General features: G+C 61.9%; 23 protein-coding genes and 2 pseudogenes. 15 read left to right on the forward strand and 10 right to left on the reverse strand.

The window, feature by feature from the left end; translation table 11 throughout:
* Positions 1-595: 595 nt before the first annotated feature.
* From P0D89_RS42380 to P0D89_RS42395, 4 genes are all read left to right on the forward strand, one after another.
* A complete protein-coding gene (locus tag P0D89_RS42380) occupies positions 596-757 on the forward strand; it encodes an H-NS family nucleoid-associated regulatory protein (protein WP_408367087.1) in 162 nt (53 codons plus the stop codon).
* A gap of 278 nt (positions 758-1,035) precedes the next feature.
* Positions 1,036-1,140, forward strand: a complete 105-nt coding sequence (locus tag P0D89_RS42385) for a hypothetical protein (protein ID WP_408378510.1) — start codon at positions 1,036-1,038, stop codon at positions 1,138-1,140.
* A gap of 453 nt (positions 1,141-1,593) precedes the next feature.
* Entirely contained in the window at positions 1,594-2,790 is a 1,197-nt protein-coding gene (locus tag P0D89_RS42390; RefSeq protein WP_408378512.1) for a DesA family fatty acid desaturase, read from the forward strand.
* A gap of 390 nt (positions 2,791-3,180) precedes the next feature.
* Positions 3,181-4,491: an Nramp family divalent metal transporter gene (locus tag P0D89_RS42395; RefSeq protein WP_408367083.1), complete on the forward strand. Its 1,311-nt coding sequence runs from the start codon at positions 3,181-3,183 to the stop codon at positions 4,489-4,491.
* Between the two features lie 228 nt (positions 4,492-4,719).
* Here the strand turns inward: P0D89_RS42395 and P0D89_RS42400 are convergent, their stop codons facing one another.
* The 3 genes and pseudogenes from P0D89_RS42400 to P0D89_RS42410 all read right to left on the reverse strand — a co-directional run bounded on the left by P0D89_RS42400 (position 4,720) and on the right by P0D89_RS42410 (position 6,881).
* Positions 4,720-5,526, reverse strand: a complete 807-nt coding sequence (locus P0D89_RS42400; RefSeq protein ID WP_408367081.1) for a sulfite exporter TauE/SafE family protein — start codon at positions 5,524-5,526, stop codon at positions 4,720-4,722.
* 80 nt (positions 5,527-5,606) lie between these two features.
* Positions 5,607-5,990 (reverse strand): annotated as a pseudogene (locus P0D89_RS42405) (NAD(FAD)-dependent dehydrogenase); the annotation flags it as partial.
* A 6-nt stretch (positions 5,991-5,996) separates the two neighbouring features.
* Positions 5,997-6,881 carry an MBL fold metallo-hydrolase gene (locus P0D89_RS42410; protein WP_408367079.1) on the reverse strand — a complete coding sequence of 295 codons (885 nt, stop codon included), beginning with the start codon at positions 6,879-6,881 and terminating at the stop codon, positions 5,997-5,999.
* Between the two features lie 357 nt (positions 6,882-7,238).
* On the opposite strand from P0D89_RS42410, the gene P0D89_RS42415 reads away from it, so the two are divergent.
* The 4 genes from P0D89_RS42415 to phnE (P0D89_RS42430) all read left to right on the forward strand — a co-directional run bounded on the left by P0D89_RS42415 (position 7,239) and on the right by phnE (P0D89_RS42430) (position 10,760).
* A complete protein-coding gene (locus tag P0D89_RS42415) occupies positions 7,239-7,712 on the forward strand; it encodes a PAS domain-containing protein (RefSeq protein ID WP_408367090.1) in 474 nt (157 codons plus the stop codon).
* Between the two features lie 350 nt (positions 7,713-8,062).
* Complete coding sequence (gene phnC / locus P0D89_RS42420) at positions 8,063-8,923, forward strand: phosphonate ABC transporter ATP-binding protein (RefSeq protein WP_408367077.1); 861 nt, start codon at positions 8,063-8,065, stop codon at positions 8,921-8,923.
* Positions 8,924-8,973: 50 nt separating this feature from the next.
* Positions 8,974-9,939 (forward strand): phosphonate ABC transporter substrate-binding protein, encoded by a 966-nt coding sequence (phnD, locus tag P0D89_RS42425; protein ID WP_408367074.1) that lies wholly within the window; start codon positions 8,974-8,976, stop codon positions 9,937-9,939.
* Entirely contained in the window at positions 9,936-10,760 is an 825-nt protein-coding gene (gene phnE, locus P0D89_RS42430; protein ID WP_408367072.1) for a phosphonate ABC transporter, permease protein PhnE, read from the forward strand. The genes phnD and phnE (P0D89_RS42430) overlap by 4 nt, the downstream gene beginning before the upstream one ends.
* Positions 10,761-11,132: 372 nt before the next feature.
* Here the strand turns inward: phnE (P0D89_RS42430) and phnN are convergent, their stop codons facing one another.
* The 3 genes and pseudogenes from phnN to phnF all read right to left on the reverse strand — a co-directional run bounded on the left by phnN (position 11,133) and on the right by phnF (position 12,992).
* Positions 11,133-11,690 carry a phosphonate metabolism protein/1,5-bisphosphokinase (PRPP-forming) PhnN gene (phnN, locus tag P0D89_RS42435; RefSeq protein ID WP_408367070.1) on the reverse strand — a complete coding sequence of 186 codons (558 nt, stop codon included), beginning with the start codon at positions 11,688-11,690 and terminating at the stop codon, positions 11,133-11,135.
* Positions 11,675-12,240, reverse strand: a pseudogene (locus P0D89_RS42440) (DUF1045 domain-containing protein). Before P0D89_RS42440 ends, phnN begins: the two are co-directional and overlap by 16 nt.
* Positions 12,237-12,992: a phosphonate metabolism transcriptional regulator PhnF gene (gene phnF / locus P0D89_RS42445; protein WP_408367068.1), complete on the reverse strand. Its 756-nt coding sequence runs from the start codon at positions 12,990-12,992 to the stop codon at positions 12,237-12,239. The pseudogene P0D89_RS42440 and the gene phnF overlap by 4 nt, the downstream one beginning before the upstream one ends.
* 176 nt (positions 12,993-13,168) lie before the next feature.
* Here phnF and phnG point away from each other — a divergent pair, with 176 nt between their 5' ends.
* From phnG to P0D89_RS42480, 7 genes are read left to right on the forward strand one after another with little or no spacing between them, the layout of a single operon-like run.
* Positions 13,169-13,651, forward strand: coding sequence for a phosphonate C-P lyase system protein PhnG (gene phnG, locus P0D89_RS42450; RefSeq protein WP_408378504.1), 483 nt, complete (start codon positions 13,169-13,171; stop codon positions 13,649-13,651).
* Positions 13,652-13,674: 23 nt separating this feature from the next.
* Positions 13,675-14,301 (forward strand): phosphonate C-P lyase system protein PhnH, encoded by a 627-nt coding sequence (gene phnH / locus P0D89_RS42455; RefSeq protein WP_408367064.1) that lies wholly within the window; start codon positions 13,675-13,677, stop codon positions 14,299-14,301.
* Positions 14,301-15,446, forward strand: coding sequence for a carbon-phosphorus lyase complex subunit (locus P0D89_RS42460; RefSeq protein ID WP_408367062.1), 1,146 nt, complete (start codon positions 14,301-14,303; stop codon positions 15,444-15,446). Before phnH ends, P0D89_RS42460 begins: the two co-directional genes overlap by 1 nt.
* Complete coding sequence (locus P0D89_RS42465) at positions 15,443-16,351, forward strand: alpha-D-ribose 1-methylphosphonate 5-phosphate C-P-lyase PhnJ (protein ID WP_408367060.1); 909 nt, start codon at positions 15,443-15,445, stop codon at positions 16,349-16,351. The genes P0D89_RS42460 and P0D89_RS42465 overlap by 4 nt, the downstream gene beginning before the upstream one ends.
* Positions 16,348-17,118, forward strand: a complete 771-nt coding sequence (gene phnK, locus P0D89_RS42470) for a phosphonate C-P lyase system protein PhnK (RefSeq protein WP_408367058.1) — start codon at positions 16,348-16,350, stop codon at positions 17,116-17,118. The genes P0D89_RS42465 and phnK overlap by 4 nt, the downstream gene beginning before the upstream one ends.
* A gap of 5 nt (positions 17,119-17,123) precedes the next feature.
* Entirely contained in the window at positions 17,124-17,894 is a 771-nt protein-coding gene (phnL, locus tag P0D89_RS42475; RefSeq protein WP_408367056.1) for a phosphonate C-P lyase system protein PhnL, read from the forward strand.
* 36 nt (positions 17,895-17,930) lie between these two features.
* Positions 17,931-19,064, forward strand: a complete 1,134-nt coding sequence (locus tag P0D89_RS42480; protein WP_408367054.1) for an alpha-D-ribose 1-methylphosphonate 5-triphosphate diphosphatase — start codon at positions 17,931-17,933, stop codon at positions 19,062-19,064.
* A gap of 235 nt (positions 19,065-19,299) precedes the next feature.
* Here P0D89_RS42480 and P0D89_RS42485 read toward each other — a convergent pair whose 3' ends face one another.
* The 4 genes from P0D89_RS42485 to phnC (P0D89_RS42500) all read right to left on the reverse strand — a co-directional run bounded on the left by P0D89_RS42485 (position 19,300) and on the right by phnC (P0D89_RS42500) (position 22,832).
* Entirely contained in the window at positions 19,300-20,325 is a 1,026-nt protein-coding gene (locus tag P0D89_RS42485) for an aldo/keto reductase (protein ID WP_408367052.1), read from the reverse strand.
* A 240-nt stretch (positions 20,326-20,565) separates the two neighbouring features.
* A complete protein-coding gene (locus P0D89_RS42490) occupies positions 20,566-21,222 on the reverse strand; it encodes an LbetaH domain-containing protein (protein WP_408378506.1) in 657 nt (218 codons plus the stop codon).
* Between the two features lie 51 nt (positions 21,223-21,273).
* On the reverse strand, positions 21,274-22,074 hold the full coding sequence (gene phnE, locus P0D89_RS42495) for a phosphonate ABC transporter, permease protein PhnE (RefSeq protein WP_408367048.1): 801 nt from the start codon (positions 22,072-22,074) through the stop codon (positions 21,274-21,276).
* Entirely contained in the window at positions 22,071-22,832 is a 762-nt protein-coding gene (phnC, locus tag P0D89_RS42500; RefSeq protein WP_408378508.1) for a phosphonate ABC transporter ATP-binding protein, read from the reverse strand. Before phnC (P0D89_RS42500) ends, phnE (P0D89_RS42495) begins: the two co-directional genes overlap by 4 nt.
* Positions 22,833-22,944: the final 112 nt, after the last annotated feature.

The following is a 22,944-nucleotide window of genomic DNA, read 5'->3' on the forward strand; positions in this document are numbered from 1 at the left end:
CGGCGCGGGTGTGGCCAAGGCAATCGCTGCGCTGGAAAAGGCGTCGGCATAGGCGTTCTGCCTATCCAGGAGGGCCCAGGGCTATACGCTGGCAGTCCAGCCACAGGTTGCCCTGCTGTGTAACGAACGCTGGGCAGGAGGGACAGCCGCGCTTGCGTGGCCGTCCCGGTTGTGACTCCCGTGGCGCAGTACAACCAGGTGGAGGCGGAGGTTGTCCTCAATGTGTATCTGGGGCACTCAACCTTCGCACCGCGATGAGGCGCCGGGATTACTTGCAAGATGAACGCTAGCCGGCCGGATGATCGATCCGCACTGGCCCGTTAGGGACTCCGCAAATTCGGGGCCTTTCTCCCGGACGGGACGAACGTTGTCGGGACGTTCGCCCCGCTCGCTTTCGCCCAAGTTTCATGCGGCGTGAACGGGCACTGCTATTCGGTGCGGCGGGCCACCTTGCCGCGCCGTCGACGGGCGAAGATGATGGGTTGATCCGCGGCGCCGATTGATCGAGCTGGCGACCTGGCAAAAACGGAAGTGCAGTAAGTGATCGATTCCGGTTCCTGGCTGTACTCCGCAACCTGCATACTCAGGAGGGATCATGAGCAATCCTACAGCTAGAAGTACCAGCAATGCAGGAACGTTGTTGCCCAAGTACCGCGATCCTCGGACGGGGAGGACGTGGAATGGGAGAGGACGCAGCCCCCGCTGGATTCAAGGCGAGGACCGCACGCTCTTTCTCATCAAGAAGGACGAGCGCTAGGAGACCACGAGCTCTTGGCGTCGGACAATGAAGCGTTCCATTCCCTCGACGACTGTCGCAAAGGGCATCGCGCCCAGTCTGCGAAACGCGAATGGCGATAGCCTCGGAACGCTGGTGTGCTACCGCAGGCAAGTCGACGCCATTCAGCAACGGTTTATCTTTTATTGGGCGGCTCCCCGGTCTTCGGAACGATCACGAGCAGGCCGGAAATGCCGGGCCGGCACGCAGGGATACGGGGTCTCGCTGAAGAACTGCTTGATAAGGACGCCAACATCGAGATGAGCACTCCGGGGGGCAATACAGCGCTGATGGTCGCAGCGATGTTCACTCGTACAGAAAGCGTCGAGCGTTTGCTCTCCCGCGGAGCCAACGGTAAGGCTTGATGGACCACGGACGTGAATGCCCACGAACGTGCTACACAGAATAGTGAGCCGCCACCGGTCTCTGGCAAGAGGCACTGGTAAAAGACTTCCTTTTCATACAAAAACAAAAATGAAATTCTTTTAAATCGAGGTGATAGGTTAATTTTATGAGACCAGGTTTTGGCAGCTTGTAGTTGCCCGAAAACTCGTCTTCAAAGAGGAAGATGAAGTACTCTCCGTACGTGAAAATTGTGCTTTCACATCACAATATTGTCATAGGATTCCTGACGTAAGCACACAATCGTTGATAGATATTGTTCATTTTCGTCTTTGGAAAATAACATATCCGATTTGATGAGAATACTTATCAACTAGAATTAGAATAGGCCTTAAGAAATGCGAAGCGTGGTCCGCTTCGTGGTGACAGACCACACCGCTGTGGCTGGTCCTGATTTCGCTATAAGGGTCGTTATCTTGCCTAATTCCATGCTTTCGTTTGCGTCCCATGGACTGCTTGCCTATTCGTGGTTGAAGATTGTTGTCTTCACACTTGTAGTCACTCACATCACGATCATCAGCGTAACGATTTATCTACACAGACATCAAGCTCATCGCTCCCTCGAATTGCATCCAGTTGCCAGTCACTTCTTCCGCTTATGGCTCTGGACAACCACAGGCATGTTGACCGGCCAGTGGATCGCCATTCATCGCAAGCATCACGCGAAATGCGAGACCGAAGAGGACCCCCACAGCCCTCAGACGCGCGGGATTTTGAAGGTCCTGCTGGAAGGCGCCGAGCTATATCGTTCAGAGGCGAGGAATGAAGAGACGATTCGGCGATTCAGCCATGGGGCTCCTAACGACTGGATTGAGCGGAACGTGTACACGCGCTTTCCGATCCTCGGCATCAGCTTGATGATGGTGATTGATGTAGGGCTCTTCGGAATCGTTGGTGTAAGCGTTTGGGCCGTGCAGATGTTGTGGATTCCGTTTTGGGCCGCAGGTGTCGTCAACGGACTTGCGCACTGGGCTGGTTACCGGAACTTTAACTCCACTGACGCAAGTACGAACATTTTCCCATTGGGAATTCTGATTGGTGGTGAGGAGCTTCACAACAATCACCATACGTACGCTACTTCGGCGAAACTCTCAAGCAAATGGTACGAGTTCGACATGGGATGGATGTACATCCGCCTTTTAGCAGCTCTCCGACTTGCAACAATCAAGAAGGTGGCTCCTGTTCCTCGGCTTGCGGACCGTAAATCGGTTCTCGACAATGAGACTTTGCAGGCGGTACTTGCAAATCGTTACGAGGTGATGGCCCGGTACGGCAAGGCGATGCAACTGGCCTACCGTCAAGAACTATCCAGACTGAAGGCCTCCGGATCGAAGGAACGATATCAAATGCTGAGGACGGCGCGCATTTGGTTTCATCGGGAGGAGGATGTCCTTGATGAGAAACAGCGCGAGCGGTTGCCTGAGCTGATTAGTGAAAGTATGAAACTTCGTACCTACATAGAGCTGCGAAAGGATTTGTCGGCTATGTGGGAAAGATCCAACGCTTCGCGTGAGCAACTCGTTACGCAGATGCAAGATTGGTGTCATCGGGCGGAGCAGAGTGGAATTCAGGCACTGCACGATTTCGCCGGGCGACTGCGGCGCTACGCCTGATGTCAGCTCTATCAGTCTTGGAGTTGCCAACACGATGAAGGTTGAAGTTACCGCCAACGGCGTGTAGCGACCGAAGCTAGTTCTCGTGATCGCAGCCACGATCACCTACGCGATTATCGGCTTCGACGGCAGTCGGGCACGCTTGTCACGAATTCGCGGGAGAGCCCCGATCAGCCGCAGTGTTTGCGTGACGTCATGTCGGATGACGCCGGTCAGGATCTGCGCGAACGGGATGTCAGTCAGCACGGTGCGATTGGTTGGCGGTTTGTCCCCGGGATACCGGGCGTCGAAGTTTTGGCGGTCGCGGCAACGGCTGAATCAGTGTCCACAATTCGACGGGTTAACTGCCCCATCGGCTCATTTTGTTAGGGTTTGGAAGAGGATTTGATAATGGCGAGTGGAGAAGTCCCGCTAAGGTTGTCGGATCGGACGGCAGTTGCCATCCATGAAGTGCTGGCTGGTCGAAGGGCTGGTGGTCTCAGCAAATTGTTATTTGCCGGACCAGCCGTCGTGGCATCCATTGCCTACATGGATCCCGGCAACTTCGCCACGAACCTGCAGGCAGGCGCGCAGTACGGCTATTCGCTGCTCTGGGTTGTCCTGGCTGCCAATGTCATTGCCATGCTATTCCAGGCACTGTCGGCCAAACTCGGCATTGTGACCAACCGGAATCTCGCCGAAATATGTCGCGAGCATTTGCCGATGCCAGTGGTCTATGCCATGTGGGGCATCAGCGAAATTGCCGCGATGGCAACGGATCTCGCGGAATTCCTGGGTGGCGCGATAGGTTTGTCGCTCCTGTTCCATCTACCGTTGCTCGGTGGCATGGTGGTAACAGGGGTGGTCACTTACGCGATTCTGCTGGCTGAAAAGCAGGGGTTCCGTCCGATCGAGTTGATCATCGGAGGGCTCATTGCGGCGATTGCAATGTGCTACCTCGTCGAACTCTTCATGGTTCATGTGGCGTGGACCGCAGCGGCTCGCGGAACCTTCGTGCCGACGCTGCACTCAAGCCAGGCCTTGACGGTCGCGGCAGGCATTCTCGGCGCCACGGTCATGCCGCATGCCATTTATCTGCACTCAGGCCTGACGCAGAACCGCGTGCCTGCCCCGACCGAGGAAGGGCGGTGGAAGCTGGTGCGCTTCTCCAATCGGGAGGTGATTATTGCCCTCACGCTCGCAGGTCTCATCAATATGGCGATGGTCGTGATGGCGTCGGCTGCATTTCACAACGGGCACTCTGACATGGCCGAAATTGAAACCGCCTACCATACGCTGACCCCGTTGCTCGGCGCCGGTGCTGCTGCTGTTTTCCTCGTTTCGCTGCTTGCGGCTGGCGTTTCCAGCTCGGTTGTGGGAACGATGGCGGGACAAATGATCATGCAAGGCTTTGTCGGTGTTCGCATTCCGGTGTGGCTGCGTCGCATAGTGACGATGGCGCCGGCGTTCGTGGTGATCGCGTTCGGCGCAAATGCCACTGATGCGCTGGTCTATAGCCAGGTCGTGTTGAGCTTCGCTCTTCCCGTGCCGATGATTGCTCTGGTGATCTTCACCCGCAGGCGCGACATCATGGGGGCATTTGCAAACGGTCGCCTCGTTAATGCCGGCGCGATTCTCGGGACCGCAGTCATTCTTGTGCTCAACGTCATTCTGCTTCTGCAAACCTTTGGTGCAAACATCCCCGGGTTGCGAGGGGCCTGACCGGCTACGTCAATCGTAAACCACGCTATACAAAGTACTTGGGTTCATGTGGCAATGCTCGTTGTTGCAACGGCGGAGGACCCGATCGTTTCTCGTGCCTCGAACCCGATAAAGCGCCCGGGTTGGCTGCCGTCACGCCAGTACGGTGCTCGAATGACTTTCAGTCTATGGGGCAACGAATAGCTAAATTCCGTGTGGCAGCCCGAGCCGACGGAGGAGCCCTGTTGCTCACCCGCTGATCAGGGCTTTTGCCACCATCCCCAACGAAACGCACACCAGCACGCCGGCGAAGCCGATCTGTACATGCCGGGCAGACAGATGACGCGAAGCGAAGCGCCCGACGATCATTCCGAGCACTGTTGTGAGGCTGAACAAAAGCGTGAGCATGAACGGGGGCGACACGCCGGCTTCCATCGCGGAGATGACGCCGCTGCTGCCGACCAGGGCGACGACCATCAACGAGGTCGCCACGATGCCATGCATCGACAGATTCGTGAGCTTGCGCAATATCGGCACAATGACGAAGCCGCCGCCCACGCCTAGCAAACCGGTCATCAAGCCTGTCAACGCGCCGGTGCCTGCGAGCGCAGCGCCGGTTGCCCAGGTCCACGCGAGGCGCCCCGTGCGTGGATTGACACGGCCCACACAAAGTGGCGACATCGTTTGCTCGGATGTGTCCCGGCCATTCGCCTGGGCAAGGAGACGAAGCGCAACGAGCAGCATCACACCCGCGAACAGTTCGATCAGCAATCGTTGCGGCAGCTTGTGCGCGAGGTTTGCGCCGAGCGAGGTGACCGGCATGCCCGTGATCGCCATGAGCAGCGCTGCACGATAGCGCACGAGGCCGCGACGGAAGGCTTCGACGGCGCCGATCGCCGCACTGCCGGCAACAGCGATCAGCGCGACGGGCGAAGCTTGCTGTATCGGCCAGCCCATCCCCACGACGAGTGCGGGAACCGCAAGAATGCCGCCGCCGGCACCGGTCAGGCCCAGCACGGCGCCGACAAGGGCGCCAAGTATCAGTGAAGTCAGCATGAGTGTTTGACAAGAGTAATGAGCCGTGACGTCGTCTGCGGCGGGCCGCTACACGGCATGGTTGGGGGCTTACGCGGTGCTCAGCCGACTATTTCCGGCTTTGCCAGCCACTCACGGCCCTTGAGCATCGCGCGCCAATAGAGCGGAGGCAACACGCGCGCCTTCAGTAGCCACGCCAGTCGCGACGGGCGCTTACCGTTGATCAGCCAGGCCGGGAATGACGGTGCAACCTTGCCCCCATACAAAAACTCCGCGAGCACGATCTTGCCCCGTGCGACCGTGAGCGGGCACGAGCCGTAGCCATCGTAAGAGGCTTGCCCGTGCGCCATTCCGAGACTCGCGAGCACGTTGTGGGCGACGACGGGGGCCTGCTTGCGCGCAGCCGCTGCGGTTTTTGCATTCGGCGCATTGATCACATCGCCTAGCGCGAAGACGTCGGCGAACTTCTTGTGGCGTAACGCTGCGACGACTCAAACGGCGTTCAGCGGAATCTTGATGTACGAGATGCCGTTTTCCTCGGCTTGGGGCAACTGCCCGGCTCGCATGTTGACCTGCACCGATGGCAGGATCAGTTGGGGCATGTCGAGTCTGGCATCGCGCGTCGTGCGCATGGCGACGAAACTCGATTCGCTCGTGCCGTCGCGAACATGGATGTTGCGCTCGCGCTGCTCGGCGACCGTGCTGATGAATTGCACCTCGCGACCGCCGGGCTGATAGTCGTGACACATATAGAGCTTCGTTTCGGGGGGCAGGCTCAGCACCTTGCCGATCGAGCGAAAGAGCGCTCTTGCATCGCCGCCGGGAAAGTCGCAGCGCGCGGTACCGTAGTCGGGCATGAAGAGCGTGTCGCCCACAAAGGCCGCCGTCTCCACACCGTCGCTCACCACATAGGTCATGCATGCGGGCGTGTGGCCCGGCGTATGTATCGCGCGACCCTTCAGTCTGCCGATTTCAAACTCATCGCCATCGGCGAGCAGCCGGTCGAATTGCTTGCCGTCGCGTTTGAAATCGAGCCCGGCGTTGAAGAGCTTGCCGAAAACCTCCTGCACGCGGATCACCTGCGCGCCAATTGCGATCTGGCCACCGACTTTTTCCTTCAGATAAGGCGCGGCCGAAAGGTGATCGGCATGCACGTGCGTCTCGAGCAGCCAGCGTACGTTCACGCCCAGTTCGCGGACGCGCGCAACAAGCTTGTCGGCGCTGGCCGTACAGGTGCGCCCGGACTTCGGATCGAAGTCCAGCACGCTGTCGATCAACGCGCATTCGCGCGTGTCGGTATCCAGCAGCAAATAGCTGATCGTAGACGTCTTCGGATCGAAAAAGCCCTCGATAACGGTTGGGCCTGGAGTGTTCATTGTCGGACTCCTTGATGGAGATCAAATGGGTGAGGCCTCTTACGCAAGCTCTGTGCCATTCGCCGCTGCGCTCGCCGACGGCTTGCAACCAACTGATTCGAAAGATATTTCTTGTCCTCGCTGGAAGCCGCTGACGGCGACTCGTGCAGTTGGGCTGCTGCCACTGCCAGACTTGGCAGTGTCGTGGCAGAGTTGGCAGAGGCACGCTATAGTGGTGAACGCCTCTTCCGAATGCTGTCGCGCATGAAATCGCACCTCCCCATCGTCGGTCCCGACGCTTTACCAACGGTCTCTGCTGACGAACCGGCGCCAGACGTTGGCGCTCTCGTCTCATACCTTGAGCACGACTCTCAGCCTATGATCGTGCTCGACCCGCAGTACCGGATTCTTGCGGCCAATACCGCGTACCAGCGTCAGTTCGGCGTCGCCGGCGAACCGCATATCGGTCACAAGTGCTATCAGATCTCACACCACTACGATGTTCCCTGTGACCAGGCCGGGGAGCACTGTCCGATGAAGCGCGCGCTTGAGAAGGGCGGCCCGGATCGCGTGCTTCACATTCACCACACGCCGCGTGGCCCCGAGCACGTCGAGGTCGAACTGCGTCCGATATTTGGCGCCCCGGGTGCAGTCATTGCTTACGTCGAGCGACTGGTGACGATTCGTAGTGCGTCGGCCAAACCGAGCGCAGAGGGGCTGGTCGGCCGATCAGCCGATGAACTGGTGAGCTTCGTGAAGGCGTTTGCCGGCACGCGCAAAGCACTTGCATCGCATCTCGGATGGAGCGAGCGGACGCTCTACCGTCGCCTGAGAAAACTTGGTCTAAGTTAGCGGAGAGGCCGCTTTGGAGTGTGACCGAGACATTCGCAGAAGTAGCTGAAGGGCGACCATCGTTAAGCGTTATACACCGCCTGCACGCACGCTATGCCACGCCAGGATCGCCTGCTGATCGGCGGACTATCATCCGAATCGTACAAACTCTGGCGGTAGTCGCGTGAAGAGCCGTTTTGTTTTTGCACGATTCGCATGATCACTCGATTCGAGGCCTCGTGTTCCGGCACCAATACGTGTTGAAAGATATAGTCGTCTAGACGTCGAGATATCATCACTTAACTGTCACAAAGGCTTCCTAGAATGTGTCACACGTTCCGGCGCCTGCCGGATGCATTGACGGGGTAAGCATGGACGCAATTCAGATCGAACGCCTGAGCAAGACGTTCAGAAACGGCCGCAAGGCTCTCGACGATATCGATTTGTGCGTCGCGCCGGGAGAAATGGTGGCGCTGATCGGCGCCTCCGGCTCGGGCAAATCGACGCTTCTACGGCACATCGCGGGTTTCACCGTCTCCGACGCACAGCCGTCGCAGATTTCGATTCTCGGCCGCCCAATCCAGCAGAACGGCCGCCTCGTGCGTGAAGTACGGCGGATTCGCCGCGATATCGGCTTCGTGTTCCAGCAGTTCAATCTTGTCAACCGACTGTCGGTCGAGTCCAACGTGCTCATCGGAGCGCTTGCGCGGCTGCCGTGGTGGCGCCGCGTTACTGGCCGTTTCCCAAGCAGCGAACGGGCGCTGTCGTCCGCCGCGCTCCACGAGGTCGGCATTGCCGAACACGCGCAGGAACGCGCCACTAACCTCTCCGGCGGCCAGCAGCAACGCGCGGCGCTCGCGCGTGCGCTGGTGCAGCGGGCCCGCATCGTCCTCGCGGACGAACCGATTGCGTCGCTCGATCCTGAATCGTCGCGCCGCGTGATGGACATGCTGCGCACGTTGAACCGCGATCACGGGTTGACCGTGCTGGTGTCGCTGCATCAGGTCGACATCGCGATGCAGTACTGCCCTCGTACCGTCGCCCTGCGCGGCGGCAAGATCGTCTACGACGGGGCCTCGGCCGCGCTGACGCCGGATTTGTTGAAGCGGCTTTACGGCGACGAGGCTCGCGAGCTGCTCGAAGAAACCGATCACGGCGTCGCACACCAACATGCCGATGCACCCCAGTCGCAGCGCTACTCCTTTGCACTCGATCCTGCGCACTCTGCCTGAAATACAGCATCGCTCCCATTCATTCTGTTTTGCCAACTGGATTAAACCTGATGAAATTCCTGCGTTCACTGATCGCCGGCGCGGCCGCATTTGCGTGCGTCGCCGCCCATGCCGAAGACATCAATCTCGGCATCATCTCGACCGATTCGTCCACCGTGCTGTCGCAGCGCTGGCAGCCGCTGGTCGACGACATGAGCAAGCAAACCGGATTGCACGTGAAGGCGTTCTTCGCAACCGACTACGCCGGCATCATCGAAGGCATGCGCTTTAACAAGGTGCAGGTCGGCTACTTCGGCAACGCGTCGGCGATGGAAGCCGTGGATCGCGCCAACGGCGAGGTGTTTGCCAAGATCACCTATGCGAACGGCGACTCCGGCTACAGGTCGGTGCTGATCACCAACGTGAACAGCCGCTTCAAGACGCTCGACGACGTCTTCAAGAATACGAAGGATGTGACGCTCGGCTTCGGCGATCCGAATTCCACCTCGGGCACGCTGATTCCCGGCTACTACCTGTTCGCCCAGCGCAATGCGCCGGTGAATACCTCGTTCAAGGCGGTGCTACCGTCGAGCCATGAAGCGAATCTGCTGGCCGTGGTGAATAACAAGATCGACATTGCGACCAACAACACCGAGATGCTCGACTCGCTGAAGAAGGATCATCCGGACAAGTTCGCCCAGGTGCGCGTGCTGTGGACCTCGCCGCTGATCGCATCGGACCCGCTTGTCTGGCGCAAGGATCTGCCGCAGGCTACCAAGGACAAGCTCCGCACCTTCTTCGTGAACTACGGCAAGACCGACCCGCACGAAAAGGCGGTGATGGCTGCGATTACCGGCTATAGCGGCTTCGCGGCGTCGTCCGATGCGCAACTGCTGCCGATCCGCCAGATCACGCTGTTTCAGCAGAAGCAGAAGATCCAGACCAACACGCACCTGTCCAACGACGAGCGCAAGACCCAGCTCGCCGCGCTCGACGCCAAGCTGAGCGCGCTGAACACGGCTTCATCGAAGCAATGAGCGCCGCCGACCTGACTACCGCCCGCCCGACGGCCCCGGTCGGCGCGCCGGCGGGCGCTGCTGTGGGCAAGCGCAGCTGGCTGTCTCTGCTAGGCTGGGTTGTCGTGATCGCCGTGCTAGGGGTGGGTTGGCACGGCGCGGATATGCGGCCGCTCGACCTGCTGGCGGACTCCGGCAACATGGGTCAGTTCGCCAAGGACTTCTTCCCGCCGGACTTCACCGAGTGGCGCAGCTATGTGCACGAAATGTATGTGACGTTGTCGGTCGCGGTATGGGGCACGGTGCTCTCGCTCGTGTGCGCAGTACCTTGCGGGCTGATGTGTGCGCGCAACATGGCGCCGCAGTGGGTCGTACAGCCGGTGCGCCGCCTGATGGACGCATGCCGCGCGATCAACGAAATGGTGTTCGCGATGCTCTTCATCGTCGCGGTCGGCCTGGGTCCGTTTGCGGGCGTGCTGGCGCTCTGGGTGCATACCACCGGCGTACTGGCGAAGCTGTTCGCCGAAGCAGTCGAAGCCATCGATCCGCGTCCCGCCGAAGGCGTGCGCGCGACCGGCGCGACCAGCCTTGACGAGATCATCTACGCAGTGCTGCCGCAGGTGCTGCCGCTGTGGATCTCATACGCGCTGTACCGCTTCGAATCGAACGTGCGCTCGGCGATGGTGGTGGGCATGGTCGGCGCGGGCGGGATCGGCGTGGTGCTGTATGAAGCGATCCGCTCGTTCGATTACGCATCCACCGCGGCGGTGCTGATCATGGTGATCGTCGTCGTCACAGCAATCGATCTGGCCTCCGCGTGGGTGCGCGCAAAGGTCATCTGATGCGTGAGCGCGGACGGACGGCCGACGGCCCCTCGCCGGCTCGTCCGCGTAGCGGCTATTCCTTCTGACGCGGCCGGCTTGCTCGCGGCCCCAGCACCGGTCATGCACCAGCGTCGCGCCGGCAGCGCGGCGCAGACGCGCCGCCCAGCATGGTGGCGCGCAACTTCCCTCGCCTTCTGGAGTCGCTGCCCTGAACGCGTGAATCGGCGACGCGTGCGATCACGGACACGCTCAAAGGCTATGCCGCGGCAAACCGGGATCTGCGCTCCAACGCCGGAGCGCCTTCCAGCTTAAATTAATTATCGATGCGCCATGCGTGTCCGGCCGCTCATCGACCGCTAATTTGGCAGTACCTGCGCCGCTGCACGCCCATCAAAGTGCGTTAGACGCCGCGCCGAGCACCACGTCGACGAACGCGCGCCCGGCGTCTTCGAGCGCGCCGGAATTGTCGATGGTGGTCAGGCAAACGCCCTCCGGCAACGAGAACGGCGCGCGGCGCGCGAGCCTTGCCGCCACCTGTTCCGCGTTCTCCCGTGCACGCGCACCGAGACGCGCCTCCAGCACATGAGGCGCGGCGTCGATATGGACTACGTTCGTGGCAGGATAGCGTTCGAGCGTGCGGTGCACATGCTGACGCGAGCCGTTGACGACCACGGCACAGCCGCGCGCGAGCCACGCATCGAGTTCGATGCCGATGCCGTAACGCAGCCCATGACTCGACCAGTCGAGCGCAAAGAGACCGAGCGCCGAGCGCAACTCGAATTCTTCGACGGTAAGCGCAACGTGCACCTCGCCATTGCCGCTCGGCCGTGTGATGTAACGATGCGCAAACAGGATGGGTTCACTCTTCATGCGATCGCGCGCAAAGCCTAGCAGCGAGTCCTTGCCCGCACCCGAGGGCCCCATCACGTAAATTAAACGGCCATGCATTGCTTCTCCACCTTAACATTCTGAAACGGTAAACGCTGCCACGGCACCAAGGACTGGCCAAGGTGCGGGCTCGACAAACAGCGCTGCGTTGTCAACAACCAGCACACCGAGTTGCGTAATCCTCTGCTGCCACCATGCGACTAGCGCCGAACGCTCATCCGCTGCGTCGAGCGAGTTGGACAGCGTCATATGAAAACGGAATTCATCGAACACGTATGGACAACCCCATTCGACGAGCAAGGCGCGCTGGCTTTCCGTCAGCGGCGCGGCCAGACGGCGCGCCAGATCGGCGGCGGACGACTTCGCACGCAAGCCGCCTAGCGTGCGCAGCGCACCGGACGCGAGCGCGCGCATGTCCGCTTCGCAAGCGGAAGTCGCGGGCCGCGGCACCACGGGTTCGCGAAGCGTCGCCACTTTCCACGTCGACACCCAGCCATTCAGGGCCAGCCTGCCACCAGCCGGACGCACGCGACGGTGCGTAATACACCGCAATGCGCGCGTCGGCGGAGCATTCGACCGCTTCATTCTCCACCCCAGCGGCCGTACTCATGCGTCGTGTTCCACCATCAGTTGCACGCGATCGGCCGCGAAGTGCGTCACGCCATATTTGATCGGCGTGCCCTGCAGATCGACATCGACGTTCTCGCCCCACAACACCGGCTGCTGCCGGTTGATGTTCAGCCGTCGCGCCACTTCCGGCTCGGGCAGCACGCTGCCGATGCGGCTCCATTTGCGCAGATAGTCGGCCACACCGAACTCGGCCAGCGCCCTGGTAATGCCGCCGGTGACCTCCAGCACCTGCGGCAGGTCCGCGAAACGCGCAGCCGGGTACCAGTTGCGCGCGAAGGTGAGCGGCACGCCGTCGGATTCATGCAACGATTCGATCCGGTAGACCGGCGCGCCGGCACGCAGACCCAGCGCCTTCGCCACATTCGGCTCAGCCTTGACCCGCATCGCAGACAGCATCGCGCCGCTCGCCGCATGATGCTGCTGACGCAGATTCTCGGTGAAACGCGTGCGGCGGCCGATCGTATAGTCGATCGCGCCGGGCTGCACGAAGGTGCCGCGCCCCTGCTCGACGCTGACGAGCCCTTGTTCGGCAAGCCCCAGCATCGCGCGTCGCACAGTATGGCGGTTGACGCCGAAACGCCTGGCCAGCTCGCCTTCGCTCGGCAGGCGCCCATCTTCGCCGAACCCGCTGGCCGCTATCTCGGCAGCGAGGATCTGCTCGATCTGCCTCCACACGGCAACCCCCGCGCCACGTTCGAGCTGCGCGCCCGGCGCGGTATCGTTCGATGTCATGGTGCTGTCATTCCCGTCAGTTCAAATATTCGTTGTGACATGCATTGTAGTGCGCGACCGGTGATGGAAATATGAAAACACGGTTGCTGCAAGCACAATTAGTTTAGCTTCAAACGTCTAGACGTTTAGATGAATAGATGGTCAAATAACGACTCGCTGGATCAACAGGAACCCCGATGAGTGCCTCTTCCGCCTTGCCTTCCTCCGCCATGCGGCGCGCATGGATGGCCGTGTTGGCGCACACGCCGTGCGCTGAACTTGAAGCCGCATTGAGCCAAGCGCTGCACGGCGCGACCCCACCCGAATTCGACTGGCTGCGGCCGCCCGAAACCGGGCTTGCGATGGTGCGCGGCCGCATCGGCGGCAGCGGCGACGCATTCAATCTCGGCGAAGCTACCGTGACCCGCGCCACGCTGCGCTTGCGTCAACCTGCCGGGCACGCGCCGGTTGGCGTCGCATGCCATCTGGGCCGCGACCGCCGCCGCGCTGAACTCGCCGCGCTCGCCGATGCGCTGCTGCAGTTGCCGGAGCAACACGCGAATCTGCATGGACATCTGATCGAACCACTCTCTATCCGCCTGGCGGAGCAGCGTGCGGCGCGCCGCCACGAGGCCGCGTCGACACGTGTCGAATTCTTCACGATGGTGCGGGGCGACTAATGGACAACGCGACGGAAAACCCGATGAACCCTTCACAGATTGCACTTTCCACGCTGGCGCCAGGTTTTGCCGATCCGGTCCACGATACGCAGGCTGTGTTCCGCACGTTGCTCGATGTGCTGTCGCGGCCGGGCACGGTCGGCGTCGTCGAGAACGTGCTGCCTGCGGCACAAGCTACGGGCACGCATCGTTCGCGCGCCGATCTGGCTGCCTTCGCAGCGCTGCTCACGCTATGCGACTACTCGACGCCTGTGTGGCTCGCCCAGCCCGACGCAGCATTGGCCTCGGCGCTGCGCTTTCACACCGGTGCACCGCTCGTCGACGACATGCATGAAGCCGCGTTTGCCTACGTTCACGATGCCGCGCTGTTGCCCGACCTGGAGCACTTCTCGCTCGGCGCCGCGGAAGCGCCTGAACACTCGGTGACCTTGCTGATTCGCGTCGAAGCGCTGACGGGCGGCGCACCGGTCGTGTTGAGCGGCCCCGGCATCGAGCACACCGCGACCATCTATCCGGTCGGCCTTACTGAAAATTTCTGGCGCGAACGCGCCGGACTCGCGCCGCTCTTTCCGTGCGGCATCGATTGCTATCTCGTCTGCGGCAGCAAGCTGATCGGCTTGCCGCGCACAACTCAAGCGAAGGTGAACTGATGTACGTAGCCGTCAAGGGTGGAGAACGCGCGATCGAAGCATCGTGGCGTCTGCTCGACAAATCGCGCCGCGGAGACACGCGGTTCGCTGAACTGAGCGTCGGGCAGATACGCGAGCAATTGCGTCTTGCGGTATCCCGCGTGATGACCGAAGGCTCGGTGTACGACGAAGATCTTGCTGCACTGGCGATCAAGCAGGCCGCCGGCGATCTGGTCGAAGCGATCTTCCTGTTGCGTGCGTATCGCACGACGTTGCCGCGTTTCGGCTACACGCAGCCGCTCGATACCGAAGCGATAGTGGTCGAACGCCGCATCTCCGCGACCTTCAAGGACGTGCCGGGCGGCCAGCTGCTAGGCGCGACTTACGATTACACGCAGCGTCTGCTGGATTTCGCGTTGATGGCTGAAGCGCAGGCTGCGGGCAACGACTCTGATACGAGCGCCTCGGCCGAGCGCGAGCACCTCGCGGCGAAGCCCGAAGCCATGCCGCGCGTCGTCACGCTGCTCGACAAGGAAGGTCTGATCGAACAGGAATCGCCAACCCCGGGCGCAGCGGAACCCGGCGACCTGACGCGCGAACCGCTCTCCTTTCCGGCAAGCCGCGCGACGCGTTTGCAGAACCTCGCACGCGGAGACGAAGGCTTCCTGCTGGCAATGGGCTATGCGACGCAGCGCGGCTACGCAAATTCGCATCCGTTCGCAGGCGAGATCCGGTTCGGCGCGGTGACGGTCGAGATGGAACTCGACGAGCTCGGTGAAGCGGTCGAAATCGGCGAGATCGACATCACGGAATGCCAGATGATCAATCAGTTCGCCGGCAGCGGCGAGGTGCCGCCCACCTTCACCCAGGGCTATGGCCTCGCCTTCGGTCATTCGGAACGCAAGGCAATGGCGATGGCGCTGGTGGACCGCGCGTTGCGCGCCGAAGAACTCGGCGAAACGCTCGCGTCTCCCACCCAGGACATCGAATTCATGTTGTCGCACAGCGACAATGTCGAGGCCTCGGGTTTCGTCCAGCATCTGAAACTGCCCCACTACGTCGACTTCCAGTCGGAACTTGAACTCGTGCGCCGCTTGCGGGCGCAGCACGCTGCGCAAGCTTCACAACCGGATCACGATCAGAATCAGCAGGAGCAAGCCGCATGAACGCGCCTGAAACACAACTCGCCGCAGCGCCGTTCGACAGCGCAGCGGAAGGCTACAACTTCGCCTATCTCGACGAACAAACCAAACGGATGATTCGCCGCTCGCTGTTGAAGGCGGTTGCGGTGCCGGGATACCAGGTGCCGTTCGCTTCGCGCGAAATGCCGCTGCCCTTCGGCTGGGGCACGGGCGGGATTCAGGTAACCGCGGCAATCATTGGCCGCCGCGATACGCTGAAAGTGATCGACCAGGGTTCGGATGAGACCACCAACGCGGTCAATATCCGCCGCTTCTTTGCACGCACTACCGGCGTCGCGACCACGCGCCGCACGTCGGAAGCGACCATCGTGCAGACGCGTCACCGGATTCCGGAGACGCCCCTCACCGACAAGCAGATTCTGGTTTATCAGGTGCCGATGCCCGAGCCTCTGTACCGGCTCGAACCGCGCGTCGCCGAAACGAAAAAGCTGCACGCGCTGGCCGATTACGGTCTGATCAGCGTGAAGCTGTATGAAGACATCGTGCATCACGGCGGCATTGCCACGACTTACGACTATCCAGTGATCGTCAACGGGCGCTATCTGACTTCGCCGTCGCCGATTCCGAAGTTCGACAATCCGAAGATGCATATGAACCCCGCGTTGCAATTGTTCGGCGCCGGACGCGAGCGCCGCATTCATGCGATTCCGCCATACACGCCGGTGCGCAGTCTCGACTTCGACGATCACCCGTTCGAAGTGCAACGCTGGGAACATGCGTGCGCGCTGTGCGGCTCCAAAGAGAGCTTCCTTGATGAAATGATCGTCGACGATTCGGGCAAGCGCATGTTCGTGTGTTCGGACAGCGACTACTGCCATGACCACCGCGAACAGCAGGCAGACGATACAGGTGAAGGAGAATCCGCATGACACCGCTTCTGAGCGCTCGCTCCATCACGAAGCAATATGGCGGCCGTAACGGCTGCAGAAACGTGAGCTTCGATCTGTATCCGGGCGAAGTGCTGTGCATCGTCGGCGAATCGGGTTCGGGCAAGACCACCCTGCTGAACACGCTGGCACTGCGCAGCGAAGCCGATAGCGGCACGCTGCACTACAACGCCGCGCATGGCGAGACACTCGATCTGCGGGAGTTGTCCGAACCGCGCCGCCGTCTGCTGATGCGCACCGAATGGGGTTTCGTTCAGCAGAATCCGCGCGACGGCCTGCGCAGCGGCGTCTCCGCCGGCGCCAATATCGGCGAGCCGTTGATGGCGGTCGGCGCACGTCACTATGGTCAGATTCGCCATACCGCGACGCAATGGATGGAGCGGGTCGAACTCGACTCCGCGCGCATCGACGAATTTCCGGCGGCGTTTTCCGGTGGCATGCAGCAACGTTTGCAGATCGCCCGCAATCTCGTCACCGGGCCCCGGCTCGTGTTCATGGATGAGCCGACCGCCGGTCTCGACGTGTCCGTGCAGGCACGTCTGCTCGATCTGCTACGCACGTTGACGAGCACGCTGCATCTGTCGGTGCTGATCGTCACGCACGATATCGGCGTGGCGCGACTGCTCGCGCATCGTTTGATGGTGATGCAAGGCGGTGAGGTCGTCGAATCAGGCTTGACCGATCAGGTGCTCGACGATCCGCAACATCCCTATACGCAAACGCTCGTTTCTTCCGTCCTGCCGGTTTGAGGCTCATGATGTCATCCATCGAATCACGCGCGTCCGATCGCGCTTTCATCGAAAACGCAGCGCTGATGCTGCGCGCCGTCAACATCGGCAAGACGTTCACGTTGCACGCCCAGGGCGGTGTGCAGATCGAAGCGCTCGCTGGCGTCTCGCTCGACGTCGAACGGGGCGAGTGCGTCGTGCTGGTCGGGCCGTCCGGCGCGGGCAAGAGTACGTTGTTGCGCTGTCTGTACGGCAACTATCTGGCGAGCGCCGGTTCGATCGCGATCCGCTCCGACGCTCACGAAGCCCAGCACGTGGCCATTACCGGCGCCGAGCCGCATGACGTGCTGCGCCTGCGGCGCAATTCCGTCGGCTATGTGAGTCAGTTCCTGCGCGTGATTCCGCGCGTCACGGCACTCACGCTGGTCGCCGAGCCGCTGGTCTCGCATGGCGTCGCGGAGGACGAAGCGCGCGAGCGCGCCGCTGCCTTGCTGGCGCGGCTCAAGGTGCCCGAGCGGCTGTGGTCGCTCGCGCCCGCGACGTTTTCCGGCGGCGAGCAACAGCGCGTGAACATCGCGCGCGGGCTGATCGCCGGGCATCCGTTGCTGCTGCTCGATGAGCCGACCGCATCGCTCGATGCTGAAAATCGCGCGGTGGTCGCCGATCTGATTGTCGAAGCGCGCGAGCGCGGTGCCGCGATCGTCGGAATCTTTCACGATGAAGATACCCGCGCGAAAGTGGCCACGCGCCGCCTCGAACTCCAACCGCCGCTGCGTCACAAAGCGGCGCTACATTGACGTTCAATACCAGCAGACTGACTACGGAGCATGTAGATGTTGATCAGGAACGCTCGCGTCGTGACGCGAGACGAAGTATTTACCGGCGTGGTGCGCGTAGAAGACGGCAAGATCAGCGACGTGGAACGCGGCACGACTGCCGCGCGCGAAGCCGAAGACTGGGAAGGCGACTATCTGCTGCCCGGCCTGATCGAACTGCACACGGATAACCTCGAGAAGCATCTGGTGCCCCGCCCCGGCGTACAGTGGAACACGGATGCCGCCTTCGTGATTCACGACGCACAGGTTGCCGCGGCCGGCATCACCACCGTGTTCGACTCGCTTGCAATCGGCTCGCGCTCGAATGTGGGGCTGCGTGGCCGCGAATTGCAGACACAATGCGCCGAAGCGCTGACGCGTTTCTCCGAGCGTCAATTGCTGCGTGCCGAACACTTTTTGCATCTGCGCTGCGAAATCGCCACCGCGGATGTCGTCGAGGTGTTCGACTCGTTGTGCGCCCATCCATTGCTGCGGCTCGCCTCGGTGATGGATCACACGCCGGGCCAGCGGCAATGGCACGACCGCGAACAATGGCGCCGCTACCAGGAGCGCAACGGCAAGCTGAGCGACGAACACGTCACGACGGCGCTCGCCGAACTGGCCGACGAACAGCAGCGTTACGCAGATGTGCACCGGCACGCGATCGTCGCACGCTGCAAGTCGCTGGGCGTGCCGGTGGCGAGCCACGACGACACGCTCGTCGAACATGTCGAACAGGCCGCTGCGGAAGGCATCGTGCTGGCCGAATTCCCGACCACGCGTAGCGCCGCCGAAGCCGCGCGCGAGCATCGCATCTCGACGATCATGGGTGCGCCCAACATCGTGCGAGGCGGTTCGCACTCAGGCAATGTGTCCGCGCTGGAACTCGCCAAGGCGGATTTGCTCGACATCCTGTCGTCCGACTATGTGCCGTCCAGCCTGCTGACCGCGGCGTTCGAACTGGTCGACAAGGCCGGCTGGACGCTGCCGCGCGCGATGGCTACCGTGTCGGCCGAGCCGGCGCGCGCTGCCGGCCTGCACGATCGCGGCGTGATCGCGCCCGGTCTGCGTGCCGACTTCGTACGGGTGACGATGCTCGATGCGCTGCCGGTGCCGCGCGCGACCTATCGCGCGGGGGCGCGAATCGTCTAAGCTGGGGGCCGGCTAGTCACGGCGGCTCTGTTACGTTGCAGGCAAGCAACGGGCGTGCGGCGACAATGGCGGGCATGAAACGAACTGCCCAACCGCACCGCCCGCCTTGCTATTTCATATCCCGGTCGACCGCTTTGGCGCGAGGCGACAAGTGGCGCCTCGATGAAGTAGTCGTCACGATCGACCGGAAGAAGAACTGGTTTAAATCCGCGGACTGACCGTCCGCGGAATCCCCTTATCCCTCGTGCGATCCATGACGCGGGATCCGACCAAAAAAAGGATGCTTCGGATCGTTGAACCCGGGCGTCGAAGGATGGCCCGTCGTGACGAGCGAGTCGACGAAGGCTTCGTCTTCCGCGTCCAGACGATAGCTCAAGGCCGGTTGGTAATCGTCCCATTGCGCTTCAGTACGCGGCCCGGCGATGGTCGAGCTGATATATCGGCTGTTCAGCACCCATGCGAGCGCGAACTGCCCCGCGCTCAAGCCCCGCGCCTGCGCATGCTCGCGCACGCGCCGTGCCAGCTCCAGAGACTCGGGCCGCCATTCGGCCTGCTGCAGGCGGCGGTCACCGCGCCCTGCCCGCGTATCGGACGCGGGCGTCACGCCCAGTTCGTACTTTCCGGTCAGCACGCCGCGCGCGAGGGGGCTATACGAAATAACGCCGAGCCCGTAGCGGTGCGCGGCAGTGAGTTGTTCCGCCTCGGCCTGCCGGTTCGCGATGTTATACAGCGGCTGGCTGGCCACGGGAGCATCCAGCCCGAGCGCTCGTGCTGTATGAGCGAATTCAGCGATCTTCCAGCCGCGATGATTCGACAAGCCGTAGTACCGTACCTTGCCGTCGCGGATCAGATCATTCAACGCACGCACCGTTTCCTCGACCGGCGTGTGATGATCTTCCGCGTGCACATAGAGCAGATCGATATAGTCTGTATTCAGACGCTTCAGGCTCGCCTCGACGGCCTGGATCACATGTTTGCGCGAGGCACCGCGCGCATTGACGTCGCCCTCGACCAGAGGACTGGCGAATTTGGTCGCCAGCACCCAGCGATCACGCTGGGCAGCGATGCAACGCCCGACGACACGCTCCGACTCACCGCCGGAGTAGGCGTCGGCGGTATCGATCGAGTTCACGCCCTGTTCATGTGCCTTGTCGACGATGCGCGCCGCAGTCGCCTCATCGGTCGGGCTGCCGAACATCATCGTACCGAGCGTCAGCGTCGAAACCTTGAGGCCGCTCAGACCCAGTTGCCGAAATTCCATATGAAACTTGCTCCACTAATTCAAAAGGATCTCAGCCCGTTCCAGAAATCGCATGTGACACGCCTGTTTAATGTCTGGACGTCTAGATGAATTTCAACGGGCAAGAAGAGGTGCTGTATTCGCGCTCGCAACGCCATATCGGACATGAATGCGAGATTTCCACCTGTCACGGGGAAAATTGCCGGTCAGGCCATTTTTAGCCGCTTTCCGCGCGTAGCGAACCAACACGCTACCGTCGCATTAACCGCCGTACTTCTCGGCGAACTCGACCGCTGTGAGCGCGCGAAAATCGGCCAGGGCCGCGTCGATTTGCTGCGGGTTCCAGTCCCACCAGGCGATCTGCTGCAGCCGTTCCGAGGTGCGCGCATCGACGCGAAAGCGCAGCACGCGCGCCGGCACTCCGACGACGATAGCGAACGGCGGCACGTCTTTGGTCACGACTGCGCCCGAACCGACGGCGGCACCCGTGCCGATGGTGACCCCCGGCATGACGATGGCGTCATGCCCGAGCCACACATCGTGGCCGATCTCGACCCGGTCCTGCGCGCGCCATTGGAAGATGCCGTCGTCGTCGTCGAGAGAGAGCCCGTACGAGCGTGAGCGGTAGGTAAAGTGGTGGTGGGTCGCCCGCCACGACGGGTGATTGGGCGGGTTGATGCGCACGCCGGTGGCGATGTTGGCGAACTTGCCGATGTGCGCGTGAGCGATCTGATTGTCGCCCATCGCATAGCCGTAGTCGCCCATGACCGATGCGGCAACATGGCTGCGTGGGCCAAGATACGTGTAGCGGCCAAAGTCGCTGGCGCGAACGAGTGCCGTCGGATGGATCTCCGGATCTTCCGACAAGACGCTGCCGAGCGCCCACGGATCGGCAGCGACGCCATGATTAATTAGCATAAGAGTTCGAAATTCAATGTTGAGGTGACAGCGGCAGCGCTTGCCTCGCCCTCACATAACGAGGCGGCGCAGATAGGCGGAAATGCGTTCGGCGCAAGCGACCAGTACGAAGGTAGCGATTAGCAGGAACGACACGGTCTGGTACTGGAACAGGTTCATCGCAGTCAGCAACTGGAAACCGATCCCGCCCGCGCCGACGAAGCCGAGCACAAGCGAGGAGCGCAGGTTTTCGTCGAAGCGGAACAGTCCGATACCAAGTAGCGACGGCAACACGCCCGGCACCACCGCATGGCTCAACACCTGCAGGCGGCCGGCGCCGGTCAGTGTCAGCGCTTCGACAGGGCCCATGTCCATGTCTTCGATCACTTCCGCAAACAGCCGCCCAAGCATGCCGACCGAATGGACTGCCAGGGCGAGTGCGCCCGGAAACGGTCCGAGCCCAACGGCGGTAACGAACAGGAGTGCCCACACCAGATCGGGGACCGCGCGGGTGACACCGATCAGCGCGCGCGACGCGTAGTAGAGGGGCTTCGACGGCGTGACATTCGCGGCCGCCAGGATCGACAGTGGGAAAGCAATCAGCACTCCAAACACAGTGCCGAAAATCGCCAGATCGATCGTCTCGAGCACCGGCCAGAGATTCGGCACGAACTGGTCGAACGCCGGCGGCATGGCGCGCGAAATAATGTCGGCCATACCGTGCGCGCCGGTCACCAGATCCTGCGGACGCGCCTGAACCACGATCCACGCCTGCACGAACAAGGCAAGTATGACCACTACGACGCACACCGTCCAGGCCGTGCGTGCCCCCGGCGAGCCGGTGGGCGCGCGCATTTCAAGAGCATTGTTCATGACGGTTCGTCCACATAGAGGCGTGCGATCTCCTGACTGGACACTTCCGAAGCCGTCCGGTCGAATTCCACCTGGCCACTGCGCAGACCCACCAGCCGGTCGGCATAGCGCGCCGCGAGTTCGGGCTGGTGCAGCACGCATACCACCGCGAGTCCGTCTTCGGTGGCGAGGCGGCGCAACAGCCGCATGACCTCGTCGGCTGCTTCAGGGTCCAGACTGGCGACCGGTTCGTCGGCGAGCAACACATGCGGACGTTGCGCCAACGCACGAGCGACCGCCACACGCTGCGCCTGCCCGCCCGAGAGCGTGCCGGCGCGCTGGCCAGCCAGATGCAGCAGACCGACTTCGTCCAGATAGGCACGTGCCGGTTCGATTTCCTCGCGTGGCAGGCGCCCCAGAGCGGTCGCCAGCGTCCGGTGCCGGCCCAGCGCGCCGCAGCAGACGTTCGCCAGCACGCTGCGCCGTTTGACGAGATTGGCGTTCTGCGAAATCAGCGCGAGCGGCAAACGCGCCTGCCAGAGGGCTTCGCCCGAGAGCTTGGCAAGATCGCGTCCAGCAACCTCGACCGAGCCGGCGGTCGGCCGGTTCAGTCCTACCACGCACTTCATGAAGGTCGACTTACCGCTGCCATTGCTGCCGAGCACGACCACCATCTCGCCCGCCTCGACCGACACGTTGAAATCGCGCAGCGCAATATGACCGTTCGCGTAACGCATCGTCAGGTCATGCACGGCTAACTTCACGCCGGGCGCAAGCATGGCGCGCGGTGCTGTCGCGCGCGTTCCGGACCCGGGGGGGGGCCCCCCCCCCGCCCCGGGGGGGGCGGGGGGGGCGCGCGGCCTTATGGCGGTGATTGCGGGGCCGCGCGGC

Source organism: Paraburkholderia sp. RL18-085-BIA-A, assembly GCF_046027075.1.
Taxonomy (GTDB): domain Bacteria; phylum Pseudomonadota; class Gammaproteobacteria; order Burkholderiales; family Burkholderiaceae; genus Paraburkholderia.

Excerpts from the sequence above, each read along its gene's own strand:
- phnF (WP_408367068.1), bottom strand. The coding sequence starts at position 12,992 with ATGACATCGAACGATACCGCGCCGGGCGCGCAGCTCGAACGTGGCGCG.
- phnE (WP_408367072.1), top strand. The coding sequence starts at position 9,936 with ATGAGCGCCGCCGACCTGACTACCGCCCGCCCGACGGCCCCGGTCGGC.
- P0D89_RS42395 (WP_408367083.1), top strand. The coding sequence starts at position 3,181 with ATGGCGAGTGGAGAAGTCCCGCTAAGGTTGTCGGATCGGACGGCAGTT.
- phnL (WP_408367056.1), top strand. The coding sequence starts at position 17,124 with ATGATGTCATCCATCGAATCACGCGCGTCCGATCGCGCTTTCATCGAA.
- P0D89_RS42485 (WP_408367052.1), bottom strand. The coding sequence starts at position 20,325 with ATGGAATTTCGGCAACTGGGTCTGAGCGGCCTCAAGGTTTCGACGCTG.
- P0D89_RS42410 (WP_408367079.1), bottom strand. The coding sequence starts at position 6,881 with ATGAACACTCCAGGCCCAACCGTTATCGAGGGCTTTTTCGATCCGAAG.
- P0D89_RS42385 (WP_408378510.1), top strand. The coding sequence starts at position 1,036 with ATGAGCACTCCGGGGGGCAATACAGCGCTGATGGTCGCAGCGATGTTC.
- phnE (WP_408367048.1), bottom strand. The coding sequence starts at position 22,074 with ATGAACAATGCTCTTGAAATGCGCGCGCCCACCGGCTCGCCGGGGGCA.
- P0D89_RS42415 (WP_408367090.1), top strand. The coding sequence starts at position 7,239 with ATGATCGTGCTCGACCCGCAGTACCGGATTCTTGCGGCCAATACCGCG.
- phnC (WP_408378508.1), bottom strand. The coding sequence starts at position 22,832 with ATGCTTGCGCCCGGCGTGAAGTTAGCCGTGCATGACCTGACGATGCGT.
- P0D89_RS42480 (WP_408367054.1), top strand. The coding sequence starts at position 17,931 with ATGTTGATCAGGAACGCTCGCGTCGTGACGCGAGACGAAGTATTTACC.
- P0D89_RS42380 (WP_408367087.1), top strand. The coding sequence starts at position 596 with ATGAGCAATCCTACAGCTAGAAGTACCAGCAATGCAGGAACGTTGTTG.
- P0D89_RS42465 (WP_408367060.1), top strand. The coding sequence starts at position 15,443 with ATGAACGCGCCTGAAACACAACTCGCCGCAGCGCCGTTCGACAGCGCA.
- P0D89_RS42400 (WP_408367081.1), bottom strand. The coding sequence starts at position 5,526 with ATGCTGACTTCACTGATACTTGGCGCCCTTGTCGGCGCCGTGCTGGGC.
- P0D89_RS42490 (WP_408378506.1), bottom strand. The coding sequence starts at position 21,222 with ATGCTAATTAATCATGGCGTCGCTGCCGATCCGTGGGCGCTCGGCAGC.
- phnH (WP_408367064.1), top strand. The coding sequence starts at position 13,675 with ATGAACCCTTCACAGATTGCACTTTCCACGCTGGCGCCAGGTTTTGCC.
- phnN (WP_408367070.1), bottom strand. The coding sequence starts at position 11,690 with ATGCATGGCCGTTTAATTTACGTGATGGGGCCCTCGGGTGCGGGCAAG.
- phnC (WP_408367077.1), top strand. The coding sequence starts at position 8,063 with ATGGACGCAATTCAGATCGAACGCCTGAGCAAGACGTTCAGAAACGGC.
- phnG (WP_408378504.1), top strand. The coding sequence starts at position 13,169 with ATGAGTGCCTCTTCCGCCTTGCCTTCCTCCGCCATGCGGCGCGCATGG.
- phnD (WP_408367074.1), top strand. The coding sequence starts at position 8,974 with ATGAAATTCCTGCGTTCACTGATCGCCGGCGCGGCCGCATTTGCGTGC.
- P0D89_RS42460 (WP_408367062.1), top strand. The coding sequence starts at position 14,301 with ATGTACGTAGCCGTCAAGGGTGGAGAACGCGCGATCGAAGCATCGTGG.
- phnK (WP_408367058.1), top strand. The coding sequence starts at position 16,348 with ATGACACCGCTTCTGAGCGCTCGCTCCATCACGAAGCAATATGGCGGC.